General features: G+C 62.7%; 17 protein-coding genes. 7 read left to right on the forward strand and 10 right to left on the reverse strand.

Features of this window, described 5'->3' with window-relative positions; translation table 11 throughout:
• Positions 1 to 59: 59 nt before the first annotated feature.
• From cimA to cysS, 7 genes are all read right to left on the reverse strand, one after another.
• Positions 60 to 1,676, reverse strand: a complete 1,617-nt coding sequence (gene cimA / locus ACYG9R_RS02610; protein ID WP_023709768.1) for a citramalate synthase — start codon at positions 1,674 to 1,676, stop codon at positions 60 to 62.
• A 187-nt stretch (positions 1,677 to 1,863) separates the two neighbouring features.
• Positions 1,864 to 2,820 carry a prolyl aminopeptidase gene (gene pip / locus ACYG9R_RS02615; RefSeq protein ID WP_023824156.1) on the reverse strand — a complete coding sequence of 319 codons (957 nt, stop codon included), beginning with the start codon at positions 2,818 to 2,820 and terminating at the stop codon, positions 1,864 to 1,866.
• Positions 2,821 to 2,828: 8 nt separating this feature from the next.
• Positions 2,829 to 3,305: a GFA family protein gene (locus ACYG9R_RS02620; RefSeq protein WP_023684470.1), complete on the reverse strand. Its 477-nt coding sequence runs from the start codon at positions 3,303 to 3,305 to the stop codon at positions 2,829 to 2,831.
• Positions 3,302 to 3,808 carry a GFA family protein gene (locus tag ACYG9R_RS02625; protein ID WP_023705379.1) on the reverse strand — a complete coding sequence of 169 codons (507 nt, stop codon included), beginning with the start codon at positions 3,806 to 3,808 and terminating at the stop codon, positions 3,302 to 3,304. The genes ACYG9R_RS02620 and ACYG9R_RS02625 overlap by 4 nt, the downstream gene beginning before the upstream one ends.
• Before the next feature lie 22 nt (positions 3,809 to 3,830).
• The gene (locus tag ACYG9R_RS02630) at positions 3,831 to 4,217 is read right to left on the reverse strand and encodes a VOC family protein (protein ID WP_023684472.1); all 387 of its coding nucleotides are present in this window, start codon (positions 4,215 to 4,217) and stop codon (positions 3,831 to 3,833) included.
• Entirely contained in the window at positions 4,214 to 4,618 is a 405-nt protein-coding gene (locus tag ACYG9R_RS02635) for an endonuclease domain-containing protein (protein ID WP_023684473.1), read from the reverse strand. Before ACYG9R_RS02635 ends, ACYG9R_RS02630 begins: the two co-directional genes overlap by 4 nt.
• Before the next feature lie 283 nt (positions 4,619 to 4,901).
• Positions 4,902 to 6,335, reverse strand: a complete 1,434-nt coding sequence (gene cysS / locus ACYG9R_RS02640) for a cysteine--tRNA ligase (protein ID WP_023805687.1) — start codon at positions 6,333 to 6,335, stop codon at positions 4,902 to 4,904.
• Positions 6,336 to 6,726: 391 nt separating this feature from the next.
• On the opposite strand from cysS, the gene ACYG9R_RS02645 reads away from it, so the two are divergent.
• Positions 6,727 to 6,882, forward strand: coding sequence for a hypothetical protein (locus ACYG9R_RS02645; RefSeq protein ID WP_023673568.1), 156 nt, complete (start codon positions 6,727 to 6,729; stop codon positions 6,880 to 6,882).
• Between the two features lie 134 nt (positions 6,883 to 7,016).
• Here the strand turns inward: ACYG9R_RS02645 and ACYG9R_RS02650 are convergent, their stop codons facing one another.
• Positions 7,017 to 7,775, reverse strand: a complete 759-nt coding sequence (locus tag ACYG9R_RS02650; RefSeq protein ID WP_023716210.1) for an SOS response-associated peptidase — start codon at positions 7,773 to 7,775, stop codon at positions 7,017 to 7,019.
• A gap of 126 nt (positions 7,776 to 7,901) precedes the next feature.
• Here ACYG9R_RS02650 and ACYG9R_RS02655 point away from each other — a divergent pair, with 126 nt between their 5' ends.
• From ACYG9R_RS02655 to ACYG9R_RS02670, 4 genes are all read left to right on the forward strand, one after another.
• Entirely contained in the window at positions 7,902 to 8,309 is a 408-nt protein-coding gene (locus ACYG9R_RS02655; protein WP_023753097.1) for an NUDIX hydrolase, read from the forward strand.
• A 67-nt stretch (positions 8,310 to 8,376) separates the two neighbouring features.
• The gene (locus ACYG9R_RS02660) at positions 8,377 to 8,754 is read left to right on the forward strand and encodes a TIGR02301 family protein (RefSeq protein WP_023705383.1); all 378 of its coding nucleotides are present in this window, start codon (positions 8,377 to 8,379) and stop codon (positions 8,752 to 8,754) included.
• A 328-nt stretch (positions 8,755 to 9,082) separates the two neighbouring features.
• Positions 9,083 to 9,340: a hypothetical protein gene (locus ACYG9R_RS02665; protein WP_023673564.1), complete on the forward strand. Its 258-nt coding sequence runs from the start codon at positions 9,083 to 9,085 to the stop codon at positions 9,338 to 9,340.
• A gap of 106 nt (positions 9,341 to 9,446) precedes the next feature.
• Positions 9,447 to 10,250, forward strand: a complete 804-nt coding sequence (locus ACYG9R_RS02670; RefSeq protein ID WP_023824157.1) for a hypothetical protein — start codon at positions 9,447 to 9,449, stop codon at positions 10,248 to 10,250.
• A gap of 41 nt (positions 10,251 to 10,291) precedes the next feature.
• Here the strand turns inward: ACYG9R_RS02670 and ACYG9R_RS02675 are convergent, their stop codons facing one another.
• Together ACYG9R_RS02675 and ACYG9R_RS02680 are read right to left on the reverse strand one after the other, a co-directional pair.
• Positions 10,292 to 10,669: a hypothetical protein gene (locus ACYG9R_RS02675; protein ID WP_023816816.1), complete on the reverse strand. Its 378-nt coding sequence runs from the start codon at positions 10,667 to 10,669 to the stop codon at positions 10,292 to 10,294.
• Positions 10,670 to 10,908: 239 nt separating this feature from the next.
• A complete protein-coding gene (locus ACYG9R_RS02680) occupies positions 10,909 to 12,240 on the reverse strand; it encodes a dihydroorotase (RefSeq protein WP_023816815.1) in 1,332 nt (443 codons plus the stop codon).
• 82 nt (positions 12,241 to 12,322) lie between these two features.
• Between ACYG9R_RS02680 and ygfZ the strand changes: the two genes are divergently transcribed.
• Both ygfZ and ACYG9R_RS02690 read left to right on the forward strand, forming a co-directional pair.
• Positions 12,323 to 13,183 carry a CAF17-like 4Fe-4S cluster assembly/insertion protein YgfZ gene (gene ygfZ, locus ACYG9R_RS02685; RefSeq protein WP_023824158.1) on the forward strand — a complete coding sequence of 287 codons (861 nt, stop codon included), beginning with the start codon at positions 12,323 to 12,325 and terminating at the stop codon, positions 13,181 to 13,183.
• A complete protein-coding gene (locus ACYG9R_RS02690) occupies positions 13,183 to 13,821 on the forward strand; it encodes an HD domain-containing protein (protein WP_023670260.1) in 639 nt (212 codons plus the stop codon). Before ygfZ ends, ACYG9R_RS02690 begins: the two co-directional genes overlap by 1 nt.
• Positions 13,822 to 13,837 lie beyond the last annotated feature (16 nt).

The raw sequence follows: 13,837 nt of genomic DNA on the forward strand, positions 1-13,837 counted from the left end.
AGGGGCGCCGCCAGTTCCTCGCCCCACTTCGAGGGGCGAGGAACCCAAGTCCTGCAAGCTTACTCCGCCGCCACCAATCCCGCCATGTCGCGGTTCTTCATCAGCTTGTAGACGATCGAATCCATCAGCGCCTGGAAGGAGGCGTCGATGATGTTTTCCGAGACGCCGACCGTCCACCAGCGGGCGCCGGTGCCGTCATGCGATTCGATCAGGACGCGGGTGATCGCCTCGGTGCCGCCATTGAGGATACGCACCTTGAAATCGGCGAGCTCCATGTCGGCGATCTCGCTCTGGAATTTGCCGAGGTCCTTGCGCAACGCGATGTCGAGCGCGTTGACCGGGCCGTGGCCTTCGGCCACCGACATCTTCTCCTCGCCCTCGACCATCACCTTGACGATGGCTTCGGAGACCGTCTTCAACTGGCCGTTGGCATCGAAGCGGCGCTCGACCATGCAGCGGAACGAAGTGACGTTGAAGAACTCCGGCAGGCCGTGCAGCATTTTGCGCGCCAACAGCTCGAAGGAGGCATCGGCGCCCTCATAGGCGTAGCCCTCGGCCTCGCGCTCCTTGACCACCGAGATCAGCGCATCGAGACGATGGTCGTCTCTGGGCACATCGATGCCGCGCCGCTTCAGCTCGGCGAGGAAATTGGCCTTGCCGCCCTGGTCCGAAACCATAACGCGGCGGCGGTTGCCTACCGCCTCGGGCGGCACATGTTCATAGGTCGCCGGCTCCTTGGCCAGTGCGGAGGCATGGATGCCGGCCTTGGTGGCGAAGGCCGAGGCGCCGACATAGGGCGCCTGCGCTTCCGGAGCGCGGTTCAGCAATTCGTCGAAGGCGCGGGAAAGCCGGGATATCCCGGTCAGCGCCTCGGCCGAGATGCCGGTTTCAAACCGATCGGCGAAGGCCGGCTTCAGCGCCAGCGTCGGTACGATCGAGACCAGATTGGCGTTGCCGCAGCGCTCGCCGATGCCGTTCAGCGTGCCTTGGATCTGGCGCACGCCGGCCTCGACGGCGGCGAGCGAATTGGCCACCGCCTGGCCGGTGTCGTCATGGGCATGGATGCCGAGATGGCCGCCCGGAATACCTGAAACAATGACCTTGTCGACGATGGCGCGCACTTCCGAGGGCTGCGTGCCGCCATTGGTGTCGCACAACACCACCCAGCGCGCGCCGGCTTCATAGGCAGTCCTGGCGCAGGCCAGTGCGTAGTCCGGATTGGCCTTGAAGCCGTCGAAGAAATGCTCGCAATCGACCATCGCTTCCTTGCCCGCGGCGATTGCTGCTTCGACCGAAGCCTTGATGGAGTCGAGGTTTTCCTCATTGGTGCAGCCGAGCGCGACGCGGACATGATAGTCCCAGCTCTTGGCGACGAAGCAGATGGCGTCGGACTTGGACTGCACGAGCGCTGCCAGGCCCGGGTCGTTGGATGCCGACACGCCTGCCCGCTTGGTCATGCCGAAGGCGACGAACTTTGCCTTCGCCGTGCGCTTCTGCTGGAAGAAGGCGGTGTCGGTCGGATTGGCGCCGGGATAGCCGCCTTCGACATAGTCCATGCCGAACTCATCGAGCAGCTTGGCAATCGCGATCTTGTCCTCGACGGAAAAGTCGATGCCCGGCGTCTGCTGGCCATCGCGGAGGGTTGTGTCGAAGAGATAGAGGCGTTGTTTGGTCATTGTTCTGTTGGCGCGCGAGCACCCCCCTCTGGCCTGCCGGCCATCTCCCCCTCAAGGGGGAAGATCGGCAGCTTTAGCGTCGGATCGTTTCCTGCAGCGATGAAGATTTGCGAAAGCGCCGATGACAGCCAATCTCCCCCCTTGAGGGGGAGATGTCCGGCAGGACAGAGGGGGGTGCCACGCGCTGTCATTTCCTCGCAAACCCATCCGTCGCGCGTATCAGCCGATCCAGAATCCCCGGCTCCGAATAGGAATGGCCGGCGCCTTCAATGAGGTGGAAATCCGCCTTCGGCCAGGCCTTGTGCAGGGCCCAGGCATAGCGCGCCGGGCACGGCATGTCGTAGCGGCCGTGGACGATTGTGCCGGGAATATCCGCGAGCTTATGGGCATCGCGCAGAAGCTGCCCCTCCTCCAGCCAGCCGGCGTGGACGAAATAGTGGTTCTCGATGCGGGCAAAGGCGATGGCGAAGTGGTCCTCGCCGAACTTGTCGCTGGTCTCCGGCTCCGGTAGCAGCGTGATCGTCTCACCTTCCCACAGGCTCCAGGCAAGGGCGGCTTCCAGCTGCGCCTTGCCATCGGCGCCGACCAACCGCCTGCGGTAAGCGGCCATCATGTCGCCGCGCTCGGCTTCAGGAATTGGCGCCAGGAAACGCTCCCATTTGTCGGGGAACATCTCGGAGACGCCGAACTGATAGTACCATTCGAGCTCGGCGCGGGTCAGCGTGTAGATGCCGCGCACGACAAGCTCGCTGACGCGATTAGGATGCGTCTCGGCATAGGCCAGCGCCAGCGTCGAGCCCCACGAGCCGCCGAACACCAGCCATTTTTCGAAGCCGCACATCTCACGCAGCCGCTCGATGTCGGCAACCAGGTGCCAGGTGGTGTTGGCCTCGAGCGAGGCGTTGGGTGTCGATTTCCCGCAGCCGCGCTGGTCGAACAGGATGACGTCGTAAAGCTTCGGGTCGAACAATTGCCGATGTTTTGGCGAGAAGCCGCCGCCAGGACCGCCATGCAGGAACACGGCCGGCTTGGCGCCCCTGGTGCCGGAGCGCTCCCAATAGATATGATGGCCGTCGCCGACATCGAGCATGCCGGACTCGAAGGCCTCGATCTCGGGATAAAGAGTACGAAGTTCACTGTTCATTTCATTGCTCATATCTTCAGGCCGTGCGCGGGCCAGTCCGTGGTTTCGTGGTCGGGATGCTGGAACGAGATGATCTGCTCCTGGCGGGAGTAGAAATCCGGATCCTGATGCACGGGCTGGTCAAAGATCGTTTCCACCCAAGGCAATCGGACCGCGTAGTTGACCTGGATTTGCGGCGCCAGATCGGAGCGGTCGTCGAAGGCGCCGATGGCGATCTCCAGTGCGCCAGGTTGGCGATAGGTCAGCGGTGTACCGCAGCGGGCACAGAAGCCGCGATCGATGTTGACCGACGACTGGAAGTAGGTCGGCTCCTCGCGCACCCATTCGACGCCATCCTTGGGCACTGTCACCAGGGCGCCGAAAAACGACCCGAACTGTTTCTGGCACATGCGGCAATGGCAGATGGACGCCCGGCCGAGCTTGCCCTTGATGCGGAAACGCACGGCGCCGCACTGGCAGCCGCCGGTTCGAACTTCATCCGTCATGATTTTCCCTCTGGCGGCCGGTGTTCGGTGTCCCATTGGTCGGTGTCATGGTCGGGATGCTGGTAGGAGACGAGCTCGGCGAGATAAGGCGCCGACGACATGTCGGCCATAGTGTCCTCGGCCGGCAATTGCGGGATGGTATCGACATAGGGAAGTTTTGCCTCCGTGCCCCACTGGATCAGCGGCACGATATCAGCCGGATTGTCGAAGGCGCCAATGGCGAGGCCGATGCCGTCGGGCGCGGTAAAGGTCAGCGGCGTGCCGCAATTGGCGCAAAAGCCACGATCGACATGGCTGGACGAGGCGAAATATTTCGGTTCGCCGCGCGTCCAGTCGAGTTTGGCGCCACGCACCGAGACCAGGGGCGCGTAAAATGAGCCGAACGCCTTCTGGCACATGCGGCAATGGCAGATCGAGGCGTCACCCAGCGCACCCTCGACGCGAAAGCGCACCGCGCCGCACTGGCAGCCGCCGGTGTAGATCGGCCGGTTGTCGAGGCTCATGGCGTTTCACTCCGTTTCATAGTCATTCGGGCGCATGGCAGACGGCCTCGACATTGTTGCCGTCGGGATCCAAGACGAAGGCGCCGTAATAGTCCGGGTGATAATGCGGGCGCAGCCCCGGCCCGCCATTGTCCTTGCCGCCGGCGGCGAGCGCCGCGGCATGGAAGGCGTCGACCTCGGCGCGGCTGCGCGCGGTGAAGGCGACGTGCTGATGGGTCCTCGGCTTGTCATCGCTGGCCTGCAGCCAGAACACCGGCCGGTCGCGGCCATAACCGCCGACCTTGGCGCCGCCGGTATATTCCAGTGGCACCATGTAGATCAGCGAGGCGCCAAGCGGCGCCATCGCCTGGTCATAAAAGGCTTTCGACGCGCCGAAATCGGCGACATTGATGCCGAGATGGTCGATCATGAAACAAGTTCCTCCCTTGCTGGCGCCGGCACGTCGGCGCCGGCCAAGCCGGCCTCGATCACGATGTGCTGGCAGACATTGTCGATATCGCGGATGACGTCGTCGTTCCAGAAGCGCAGGATGGTCCAGCCACTGGCACTCAATTGAGCGCTGCGTGCCTTGTCGCGTTCTGCATCTTCTACGTCGGCATGCTGACTGCCATCAACCTCGACTACGAGGTGGTGGGCCGAACAGGCGAAGTCGACAATGTAGGGCCTAATCGGTACCTGTCGGCGAAAGCTCATCCCCATCAGCCGGTGAGCCCGCAACTCATTCCACAGTTTCAGCTCGGCATCGGTCATGACGCGACGCATGGACTTTGCATTCTTGCGCTGACGCGATGGAACGAGGTCGTGACCCATGCTCAGGCCACTCCGCGCTGGCGATTAGCGAAAACCGAGGCGAGGGCTGATCTCCCCCCTTGCGGGGGAGATGTCCGGCAGGACAGAGGGGAGTGCTGTCCCGCCAGCGTCTCAACCGGCAGCCATTGCGTTCTCAGAAAGTGACCGAAATGAAAGTGGGCAAGAAGGAACGCTGGCGTTCCTTCACACCCCCCTCTGTCCTGCCGGACATCTCCCCCGCAAGGGGGGAGATTGGCTGTCGCTCCGGCCTTCGCCAATCTTACAACGGTGTCTCGCGCCACCCTCACCGCTTTACCTCCCACGTCGTCACGCGTTCGCCAGTGATAGGATCCTTGCCGTCTTTCAGCTGCACGCCCTGCGCCAGAAGCTCATCGCGGATGCGATCGGCTTCGGCCCAGTTTTTCGCTGCGATCAGTTCCAAGCGCTTGGCGATCGCCTTGGCGACCGCAACCTCGTCGACCTTGGCCGCGCCGATATCGAAGCCGAGGAACAACAGCGATGCCTTCAGCGATGCGGCCGCTTCGTTGCCCTCCGCGGCCTCACCGGCAAGCTGCGTGAGCTGCTGGAAGGCGGCATAGGTGGCGAGGTCGTCAGACAGCGCCGCCACAACCTCCGCCGGAACTTGCCCTGCCGACGGGGCGAGATCGGCGGCGCGCTTCCATTTGCGCAGCGTATTCTCGGCCTCTTCCAGCTTGCGTACGGAAAAGTCGATCGGCTCGCGGTAATGCGTCATCAGCATCGCCAGCCGCAGCACCTCGCCCGGCCATTTGCGGCCGCCGAAAGTGTCGGTCTCCAGCAGTTCGGCGATGGCGTAGAAATTGCCGAGGCTCTTCGACATTTTCTGGCCCTCGACCTGCAGGAAGCCGTTGTGCATCCAGACATTGGCCATGACGTCGGTGCCGTGGGCGCAACGCGACTGGGCGATCTCGTTCTCATGGTGGGGGAAGATCAGGTCCAAGCCGCCGCCATGGATATCGAAGACATCGCCGAGATAGGCGGCCGACATGGCCGAGCATTCGATGTGCCAACCGGGCCGGCCCCTGCCCCATGGGCTGTCCCAGCCGGGCTCTTCCGGTGACGACAATTTCCACAGCACGAAATCGCCCGGGTTCTTCTTGTGAGCGTCGACGGCAATTCGCGCACCGGCCTGCTGTTCGTCGAGATTACGCTTCGACAGCTCGCCATATTCCGGCATCGAGGCGGTGTCGAACAGCACTTCGCCGGCGGCGACATAGGCGTGGCCGCGTTCGATCAAACGTTCGATGAGGGTGATCATGTCAACCTTGCCGTCGGCGCGGCGCGCCACGAACTCGGTGGCGCGCGGCTCGACCGTCGGCGGCAAGCAGCCTAGTGCGGCGACATCCTTGTGGTACTGATCGGCGGTCTTTTCGGTGACGCGGCGGATCGCTTCGTTGAGCGTCAGGTTTCCCGACGCGATCTCGGCGCCGAAATCGCGCAGCGCGCGGGCGTTAATCTTGTCGTCGACATCTGTGATGTTGCGCACATACGTGACACCAGTCTCGCCGTAGAGGTGACGCAGCAAACGGAACAGCACGTCGAAGACGATAGCCGGACGCGCATTGCCGATATGGGCAAAGTCGTAGACGGTTGGGCCGCAGACATACATGCGCACATTCGACAGGTCGATCGGGACGAACACGTCCTTCGTCCGCGTTAGCGTGTTGTAGAGGCTGAGACCCTTCGATGCGTCAGACATGCGTGCCCTTCCGGTCCGTTAAGTTCTGGAGAGAGCCTTACCTGTGCCAAGGCACAAATCGGGCTCCAGCCTGCTGGCCGGGGCGTTTGTCCACTCTGGGGAAAAATGAGGCGAAAACGTCCGGACCAGCGCGAAGCTAGCCAATAATGCAAATGCCACAAATGGCGAAAAACGTTTTCATCGGCGGCTTTATCGCCTTGGGCGGTGTTGCCGTCAAGTCGCAACTTCCAGCAAAAGCGTCGCTGGATCATAGGTCAGGAGCCGCTGAAACATTTTATTAAACATGTCGGCACAGTCATGAAACATTCGCCGGCTAGTCCACCATAGGTCACGATTCGGTCAGATTCGGCCGGCAAACGCAGACACGGAAATGTTACCAGGGAAGAGATCGATGTCACGAACCAAGCAGGAATCGAGCCGCGCCAAGCAACCGGCGCTCGCCAACCACTACCGTGCGATCGGCCCGGCCGCGATCGTCGCCGCCCTTCTCCATACCGCGAAGAATAAAAAGCCGGCGCCGAAAATCACTTCGCCCCGCGCTGCCTGAACAGGCATCGTGCCGCCGCCGACAAGGCGTGCGCCGGAACGGAAGGCTGAGGCCCCATAGCGCGCCTGAAACAACAGCTCTTCCTATTGAGCAGGTTCTTCCCGAAGGCCGGACTGGCTTCTTGGGAACGCGCTCTAAAACAGCGTCATCTGACTGCCGTCCGCGCCGGGCTTCTGGCGCCTGACCTTGCCGGGCTCGACGATGCCCATGTCCTGTATCTCCGGCCCGGTGTTGGCGACCTTGTTGACGAGGTCGGAGACCGGAATTGCCTCGAAGAAATCGGGCAGCGCGGGTTTGAGCAGGTCGGCCACATCGCGCGGTTCGAGCGTGCGGCAGTCCAGCCAGCGGTCAAAATCTTCAGGCGCGATCACCACCGGCATCCGGTCATGGATATGGGCGATGCTGGCATTGGCGTTGACGGTAAGAATGGCGCCGGTGTCCATTTCCGAACCGCCCGGCTCGGAATAGGTTTCAATCAGCCCGGCAAAGGCGATCAACCCGCCACGCCTCGGCCGTATCCAGTAGGGCTGGCCCTTCTTGCCGCTGCCGGATTGCTGCCACTCATAGAAGCCGGAGGCCGGCACCAAGGCACGGCGATGGCGCATGGCGGCTTTGAACGAGGCTTTTTCAATAGCGCCTTCCGAACGCGCGTTGATGAGCAGCGGAAATTCCCTGGTGTCCTTGACCCAGGTGGGGATCAGCCCCCAGCGCACCAGCATCGCCTGGCGATCCGGGAAATTCGAGCCCGGCATGCGCGGCGGTCCCGACAGCGCCATTAGCACCGGCTGCGTCGGCGCGATGTTGTAGCGGGCCGGAAAATCCTCCAGCTCCGCCAGGCCGAGCAAGGCGGCGGTCTGGTCCGGCTTGGCCGTCAGGGCAAAGCGTCCGCACATTGGCAAGCTCGATGAAATGATCCGATCGCGAAAGTGGCGATGGAACCGGCGTTGCGCAACCGCTAAAGCTCAATGCCGCCGGCCGGTCCACAAGGGTCTGGCCTCAAATAGGCGAAAACGAGATCGATGAACGAGCAGCGCAAGACACTTCCCGCAGTCTCGGTCGCCGTCGTGCGCGGCAGGACGGTGCTGCTGGTCAAACGGGCGCGGCCGCCGTCGCAGGGGCTTTATGCCTTTCCCGGCGGCAAGGTCGAGCCCGGCGAGACGCTGCAAGAAGCAGCGTCGCGCGAATTGCTGGAGGAAACCGGGCTGCGGGCGCAGGACTATCGTCCGCTTCGCGACATCCACATCGACGGCAGCGGCGAGAACCACCCGGTCGACTATCTGCTGACCGTGTTCGGCGCCGTTTATGCCGGCGGCGAAGCGACGGCCAGCGACGATGCCGAGACCGCCGCCTTCTATAGTCTTGATGAAATGGCGACGCTGCCGCTCGCGGGTGACGTCATGGAGGTGGCTGAAGAGCTTTTGGCCTGAAGCAGGCCGATATCTGCCGCTCCGAGAATCGCCTTGCAAGCGACAAAATGTTTCGTCAGATAGACTTATGACCCGCACCTCGCTGTTCCTTGCCGCATGCATCGCCGCCGCCACGGCTTTTGCCGTGCAGCCGGCGCTGGCCGCCGAGTCGCCGTTCGAGCCCGGGCTGATGCGACTGGCCGAGGTGCTGGGGTCGCTGCATTTCCTGCGCAATCTGTGCGGCGAAAAGGGCGACCAGTGGCGCACCGAGATGGAAAAGCTGATCGATTCGGAAAATCCCGATCCGGAGCGGCGTGCCCGCTTCATCGCCAGCTTCAACCGCGGTTACCGTTCCTTCGGCGGCACCTATACCCAATGCACGCCGTCAGCGACCGAAGCCATCAGCCGCTACATGAAGGAAGGCGAGACGCTGTCGCGCGACATCGCCTCGCGTTACGGCAACTGACGAGCGCCAGACGGCGTTTAGCCAACGCCTTTTCGAGCACCCGCCTTGTATCCACGGCACGTTGATGCAATCTTGGTGTTGCACTTGCGCAACAGTATTAACGAAACGTTAGCGCGCGAATGCGGAATTAACTCAAACTGAAGGTTTTCATCCCGCTCACCGGTCTAATCGGCTAAGTTTGAATCGGACCGAACGCAGGCGACGAAGTTTGTAAAGACGATCAAAAAAATGTCGTATTTACAGATACTTACTTAGCCCGCGTGAGATAGGGGCAGCCCAAGCCGGATCCGACCCGTCGGACCGCCGCTTGAAAAGGTGGACATCGCAAATGGAACATGGCGTCAACGACATCGACGCGCTTGTCAGGGAAGAAAAGCGCCTGACCGCGGTGGAAAGCCATAGCGAGGCCTGGGCGGAAGGTCTGTCGGCCGGCATAGAACCTGAAATCATCGCCGAGGCAGCGCTTGAAACCGCGTTCGGCGAGATGCTGCGAGCCAATGGCGAGACCTCGGCCCTTGCCCTGCTCGACCGCATGCGTGAAAAGGTGATCGCCGGCGCCTTCGAGCCGGAGCGGTTTCGGCACTAGGCGGCGCGCGTCTCAGAGGGTGCATCGCCAGCTTACCGGTTCTTTGACGACGGCGCGCCGTTTGGGCATCATGCCTGAAGAGCCTAGGCCCGAGGAGAGGCAAGCGGTGAATTTTTCGATGTCAGGCCGGCCTCGCGGCGTGGCCCTCAGCATCTGGCTTGCCGCTTCCTGCGCCGCGGGTCCGCTGGCGTTTGTCCTGACCAGCAACCCTGCCTACGCGTTGAGCGAGATCAAGCGCGAGGAGCTTCCAGTTCCTGCCGGGCCACCAGCCAATGGTGAGACGGCGCCGTCTGAAAATTCAGTGCCAATGCCCGATCTGCCCGGCACGGCGCCACCGGCGGCCAGCCAGCCGAAATCGCCCACGGAGCCCGGACAAAGCCAACCGGAGGCCCCCGCCAACGATGGCGGCGTGGCCAACCCGCGTGCCGATCCAGAAGCGCCGGTGCCCGAAGTCGTCTACGACCTTTCCAAATTGCCGGAGCCCGTCAGGCGCATGCGCGATCTGATGGTCGAGGCCTGCGTCAGCGGCGACATCGAGAAGCTGCGGCCGCTGATCGGCAAGGGCGACACCATGACCCAATTGTCGCTGGGCGAAATCGAGGGCGACCCGATCGCCTTCCTGAAAGGGCTATCGGGCGACAAGGAAGGTCAGGAAATCCTCGCCATCCTGGAAGAGGTGCTCAATGCCGGCTATGTCCATGTAGACGTCGGCACACCGCAGGAACTCTATGTCTGGCCGTATTTCTTCGCCCTGCCGCTGGACAAGCTCAACGCCAGGCAGCGGGTCGAACTGTTCAAGATCGTCACCGCCGGCGACTATGACGACATGAAGCAGTTCGGAGCCTACATCTTCTACCGCGTCGGCATTACGCCCACCGGGCAGTGGACGTTTTTCGTCGCCGGGGATTGAACGGCCGGCGAATAGCTGTCTCTCCTGCGCGGTTGAGGCGCTTATTTACAACTGTATTCCCAAGTGAAAATTTGAGGATGCTCAGCGTCGGGATCCTCGTCTTGTTCAGGATCCCTGCTTACGGCTATACTCCCCAGGGCGCTGACGCCATTTTGGCAACTACCCTTGATCAATCTCGCCACCATTCCAAAAACTTGCAGATGCCGATCTCGGAACGACATCTCCGCCAGCGGCCCATCATACTTTTCTCTGTTATGAATGACCTCTATGCGTCTCTTGTTCGAACCCAGGTCGATTATAGAGTAGTTGAATTCCGATCCGCTCAATTCAGACACACCCTGCTTCGGGGTATCCAGGGCATTTGCCGAAACTTCAGTCATACCCAGAATGATCAAGATAGCGGACATATATCTGAGCATAATTCCCCCCAATAAACGAGAATTAGAGTCTGTCTTGCCGGATGCTTTCCAGAGTAATTCCAGGAAAAGTGTGAAACGGCTTTCCGTCCGAATTGCGTCCAAACAAAGAGAGTGACGGATTTGGCAGAACAATGCACCGCTTTGGTTAGTAAATACGCCGCGGTATTGGCCTGTCCCGCCTGGCGGTCGAACGGGGATCCGTAGCCGAGGACACGTATGGTGGTTCGTTATCCGGCCGCCTAAGCCGGCAGCGCCTCGGAAAACTCCACCGGCCTGCCCTGTCCTGGCGTGACGATCTCGCCTTCCCACATCACGCGACGGCCGCGCACGATGGTGCCGATCGGCCAGCCGGTGACTTCCTTGCCGTCATAGGGCGTCCAGCCGGCCCTGGAGCCGGCTTGCGCATTGGTGATGGTCTCGCGCCGCTGGAGGTCGACAATGGTGAAATCGGCATCGTAGCCGGCGGCGATGCGGCCTTTCCTGGCCATGCCGAAGATGCGCTGCGGGCCGTGGCTGGAGAGGTCGACGAAGCGCTGCAGGGTCAGCAGGCCTGAATTGACATGGTCGAGCATGATCGGCACCAGCGTCTGCACCCCGGTCATGCCAGACGGCGAGGCCGGATAGGGCTTTGCCTTCTCGGCCGGCGTGTGCGGGGCGTGATCGGAGCCGAGCACGTCAATGATGCCTTGCGCAATGCCGTGCCAGACGCCGTCGCGATGGCGGGCCGCGCGAACCGGGGGATTCATCTGGATCAACGTGCCCAGCCGCGCATAGTCGTCGGAGGCGAGTGTCAAATGGTGCGGCGTCGCCTCGCAGGTGGCGACATCCTTGTGCTGTTGGAGGAAGATGATTTCCTCGGCAGTGGAGATATGCAGCACATGGATGCGGGCGCGGGTGTTTCGCGCGATGCGCACCAGCCGCTCGGTACAGCGAAGCGCCGCGATCTCGTCGCGCCAGACGGGATGCGATGACGGGTCGCCCTCGACGCGCAGGCCCAGGCGCTCGCGCAGCCGGAACTCGTCCTCCGAGTGAAAGGCGGCACGGCGGCGGGTGTTGCGCAGGATCGATGCGACACCCTCGTCGTCCTCGACCAGCAGGTCGCCGGTGGACGAGCCCATGAACACCTTTATCCCGGCAGCACCCGGCAGCCGCTCGAGCTCACCGACATCATCGGCATTCTCGCGCGTGCCGCCAACCCAGAAGGCGAAGTCGCAATGCATCCGGCTGGTGGCGCGGCGCACCTTGTCGGCAAGCGCCGCCTCGCTGGTGGTCAGCGGATTGGTGTTGGGCATTTCGAAGACGGCGGTGACCCCGCCCAGCACAGCCGCGCGCGAGCCCGTCTCCAGATCTTCCTTGTGCTCCAGCCCCGGCTCGCGAAAATGCACCTGACTGTCGACGACGCCTGGCAGGACGTGCAGCCCGCGACAGTCGATCGCTTCGCCGGCCGAAGCTTGGCGAAGATCGCCCATTGCGACGATGCGACCACCCTTGACGCCGACATCGCGCGCGCCCTCGCCATCATGGTTGACCACCGTGCCGCCTGTCAGGATGAGGTCGTAGGTGGTGGCCATGGGCGTTCGGTCTCTTGCGGGGGGAGTATCGTCGGCTTACGTAAAGGCCGACCGTTTTGCAAGATCAGGTTCTTTGCCGCCCATGCCTTTTGCCCTGCTCAAAGACCGCGCTCTCATTTCTGTGTCAGGCCCGGATGCCGAGCATTTTTTGCAGAACATCCTCACCACCGACCTCGACACGCTGGGCGCCGGTGCGGCAAAACCCGGTGCGCTGCTTTCGCCGCAAGGCAAGATCCTGTTTGATTTCCTGATCTCGCGTAGCGGCGAGGACGGATTCCGGCTGGATTGCCGTGCCGACGTCGCAGACGACTTCCTGCGCCGGCTGATGCTTTACAAGCTGCGCGCCAAGGCCGAGATCGCGAAGCAGGATCAAGTGCTTGTGACGGTTGCGTGGGGCGATGATTCAAGCGCCTCACCTTCTGATTCAACGACACTTGCCGATGCCCGCTTCCGCGATGTGGTTGTGAGCCGTTCCTATGGCGGCGCATCCCTAGGTGGCGATCCGGCTGCATGGCAGACGCTCCGCATCGCCAACGGCATTGCCGAAAGCGGTCCCGATTATCAGCTCGGCGATGCCTTCCCTCACGACGTGCTGCTCGACGAGACCGGCGGCGTCGGCTTCAAGAAAGGCTGCTATGTCGGCCAGGAAGTGGTCTCGCGCATGCAGCATCGCGGCACCGCCAGGCGCCGCGTGCTGATCGTTTCGGCCGACCGCGCCTTGCCCGCGCCCGGCACGGAGCTGACGGTTGCGGGGCGGCCGGTCGGCACGCTCGGCTCGACCGCGGGTACGGCCGGCCTCGCCATTGCCCGCATCGACCGGGTCAAGGCGGCGCTCGACGCTGGCCAGCCGGTACTGGCCGGTGATGTCACCGTCTCGCTCGCCATCCCGGCCTGGGCGCAGTTCAGCTTTCCCAGGGAAGCCATCGGCGCGGAGGATGCCTGATGGCTGCCGATCGCGTCGGAGCGCCACCCCGCGCGTGGCAGCGCATGCTGTCGGGACGGCGGCTCGACCTGCTCGACCCCTCGCCGCTCGACATCGAAATCTCCGACATCGCCCACGGGCTTGCCCGCGTCGCCCGCTGGAACGGCCAGACCCGCGGCGATCACGCCTTTTCGGTTGCCCAGCATTCGCTGCTGGTCGAGGCGCTGTTCAGCGAGTTGCAGCCGGACGCCTCGGCCAACGCTCAGCTGGCAGCACTGCTGCATGACGCGCCGGAATATGTCATCGGCGACATGATCTCGCCGTTCAAATCGGTAATGGGCGGCTCCTACAAGGAGTGTGAGCTGCGTCTCCAGCGCGCCATCCATCAGCGCTTTTCGCTGCCGCCCGAACTCGGCGTCGGCTTGCGCAAGGAGATCAAGCGCGCCGACCAGATCGCCGCCTATTACGAGGCGACGCTGCTTGCCGGTTTCTCGACCGCGGAAGCAACCGAGTTCTTCGGCCGGCCGCGCGGCTTCAATGCCGACCGCTTCGACTTTAAGCCGCACTCGGTGACCTCGGCGCAAGCTGCCTTCCTCAAACGCTACGCAACGCTTGAAAAGCAACGCCAGGCAACGGTTGCCGTGCATTCGGCGCAGTGAACATACGCTAAATTAA

It is taken from the genome of Mesorhizobium sp. RSR565B (assembly GCF_054719465.1).

Excerpts from the sequence above, each read along its gene's own strand:
- cimA (WP_023709768.1), bottom strand. The coding sequence starts at position 1,676 with ATGACCAAACAACGCCTCTATCTCTTCGACACAACCCTCCGCGATGGC.
- pip (WP_023824156.1), bottom strand. The coding sequence starts at position 2,820 with ATGAACAGTGAACTTCGTACTCTTTATCCCGAGATCGAGGCCTTCGAG.
- ACYG9R_RS02620 (WP_023684470.1), bottom strand. The coding sequence starts at position 3,305 with ATGACGGATGAAGTTCGAACCGGCGGCTGCCAGTGCGGCGCCGTGCGT.
- ACYG9R_RS02625 (WP_023705379.1), bottom strand. The coding sequence starts at position 3,808 with ATGAGCCTCGACAACCGGCCGATCTACACCGGCGGCTGCCAGTGCGGC.
- ACYG9R_RS02630 (WP_023684472.1), bottom strand. The coding sequence starts at position 4,217 with ATGATCGACCATCTCGGCATCAATGTCGCCGATTTCGGCGCGTCGAAA.
- ACYG9R_RS02635 (WP_023684473.1), bottom strand. The coding sequence starts at position 4,618 with ATGGGTCACGACCTCGTTCCATCGCGTCAGCGCAAGAATGCAAAGTCC.
- cysS (WP_023805687.1), bottom strand. The coding sequence starts at position 6,335 with ATGTCTGACGCATCGAAGGGTCTCAGCCTCTACAACACGCTAACGCGG.
- ACYG9R_RS02645 (WP_023673568.1), top strand. The coding sequence starts at position 6,727 with ATGTCACGAACCAAGCAGGAATCGAGCCGCGCCAAGCAACCGGCGCTC.
- ACYG9R_RS02650 (WP_023716210.1), bottom strand. The coding sequence starts at position 7,775 with ATGTGCGGACGCTTTGCCCTGACGGCCAAGCCGGACCAGACCGCCGCC.
- ACYG9R_RS02655 (WP_023753097.1), top strand. The coding sequence starts at position 7,902 with ATGAACGAGCAGCGCAAGACACTTCCCGCAGTCTCGGTCGCCGTCGTG.
- ACYG9R_RS02660 (WP_023705383.1), top strand. The coding sequence starts at position 8,377 with ATGACCCGCACCTCGCTGTTCCTTGCCGCATGCATCGCCGCCGCCACG.
- ACYG9R_RS02665 (WP_023673564.1), top strand. The coding sequence starts at position 9,083 with ATGGAACATGGCGTCAACGACATCGACGCGCTTGTCAGGGAAGAAAAG.
- ACYG9R_RS02675 (WP_023816816.1), bottom strand. The coding sequence starts at position 10,669 with ATGCTCAGATATATGTCCGCTATCTTGATCATTCTGGGTATGACTGAA.
- ACYG9R_RS02680 (WP_023816815.1), bottom strand. The coding sequence starts at position 12,240 with ATGGCCACCACCTACGACCTCATCCTGACAGGCGGCACGGTGGTCAAC.
- ygfZ (WP_023824158.1), top strand. The coding sequence starts at position 12,323 with ATGCCTTTTGCCCTGCTCAAAGACCGCGCTCTCATTTCTGTGTCAGGC.
- ACYG9R_RS02690 (WP_023670260.1), top strand. The coding sequence starts at position 13,183 with ATGGCTGCCGATCGCGTCGGAGCGCCACCCCGCGCGTGGCAGCGCATG.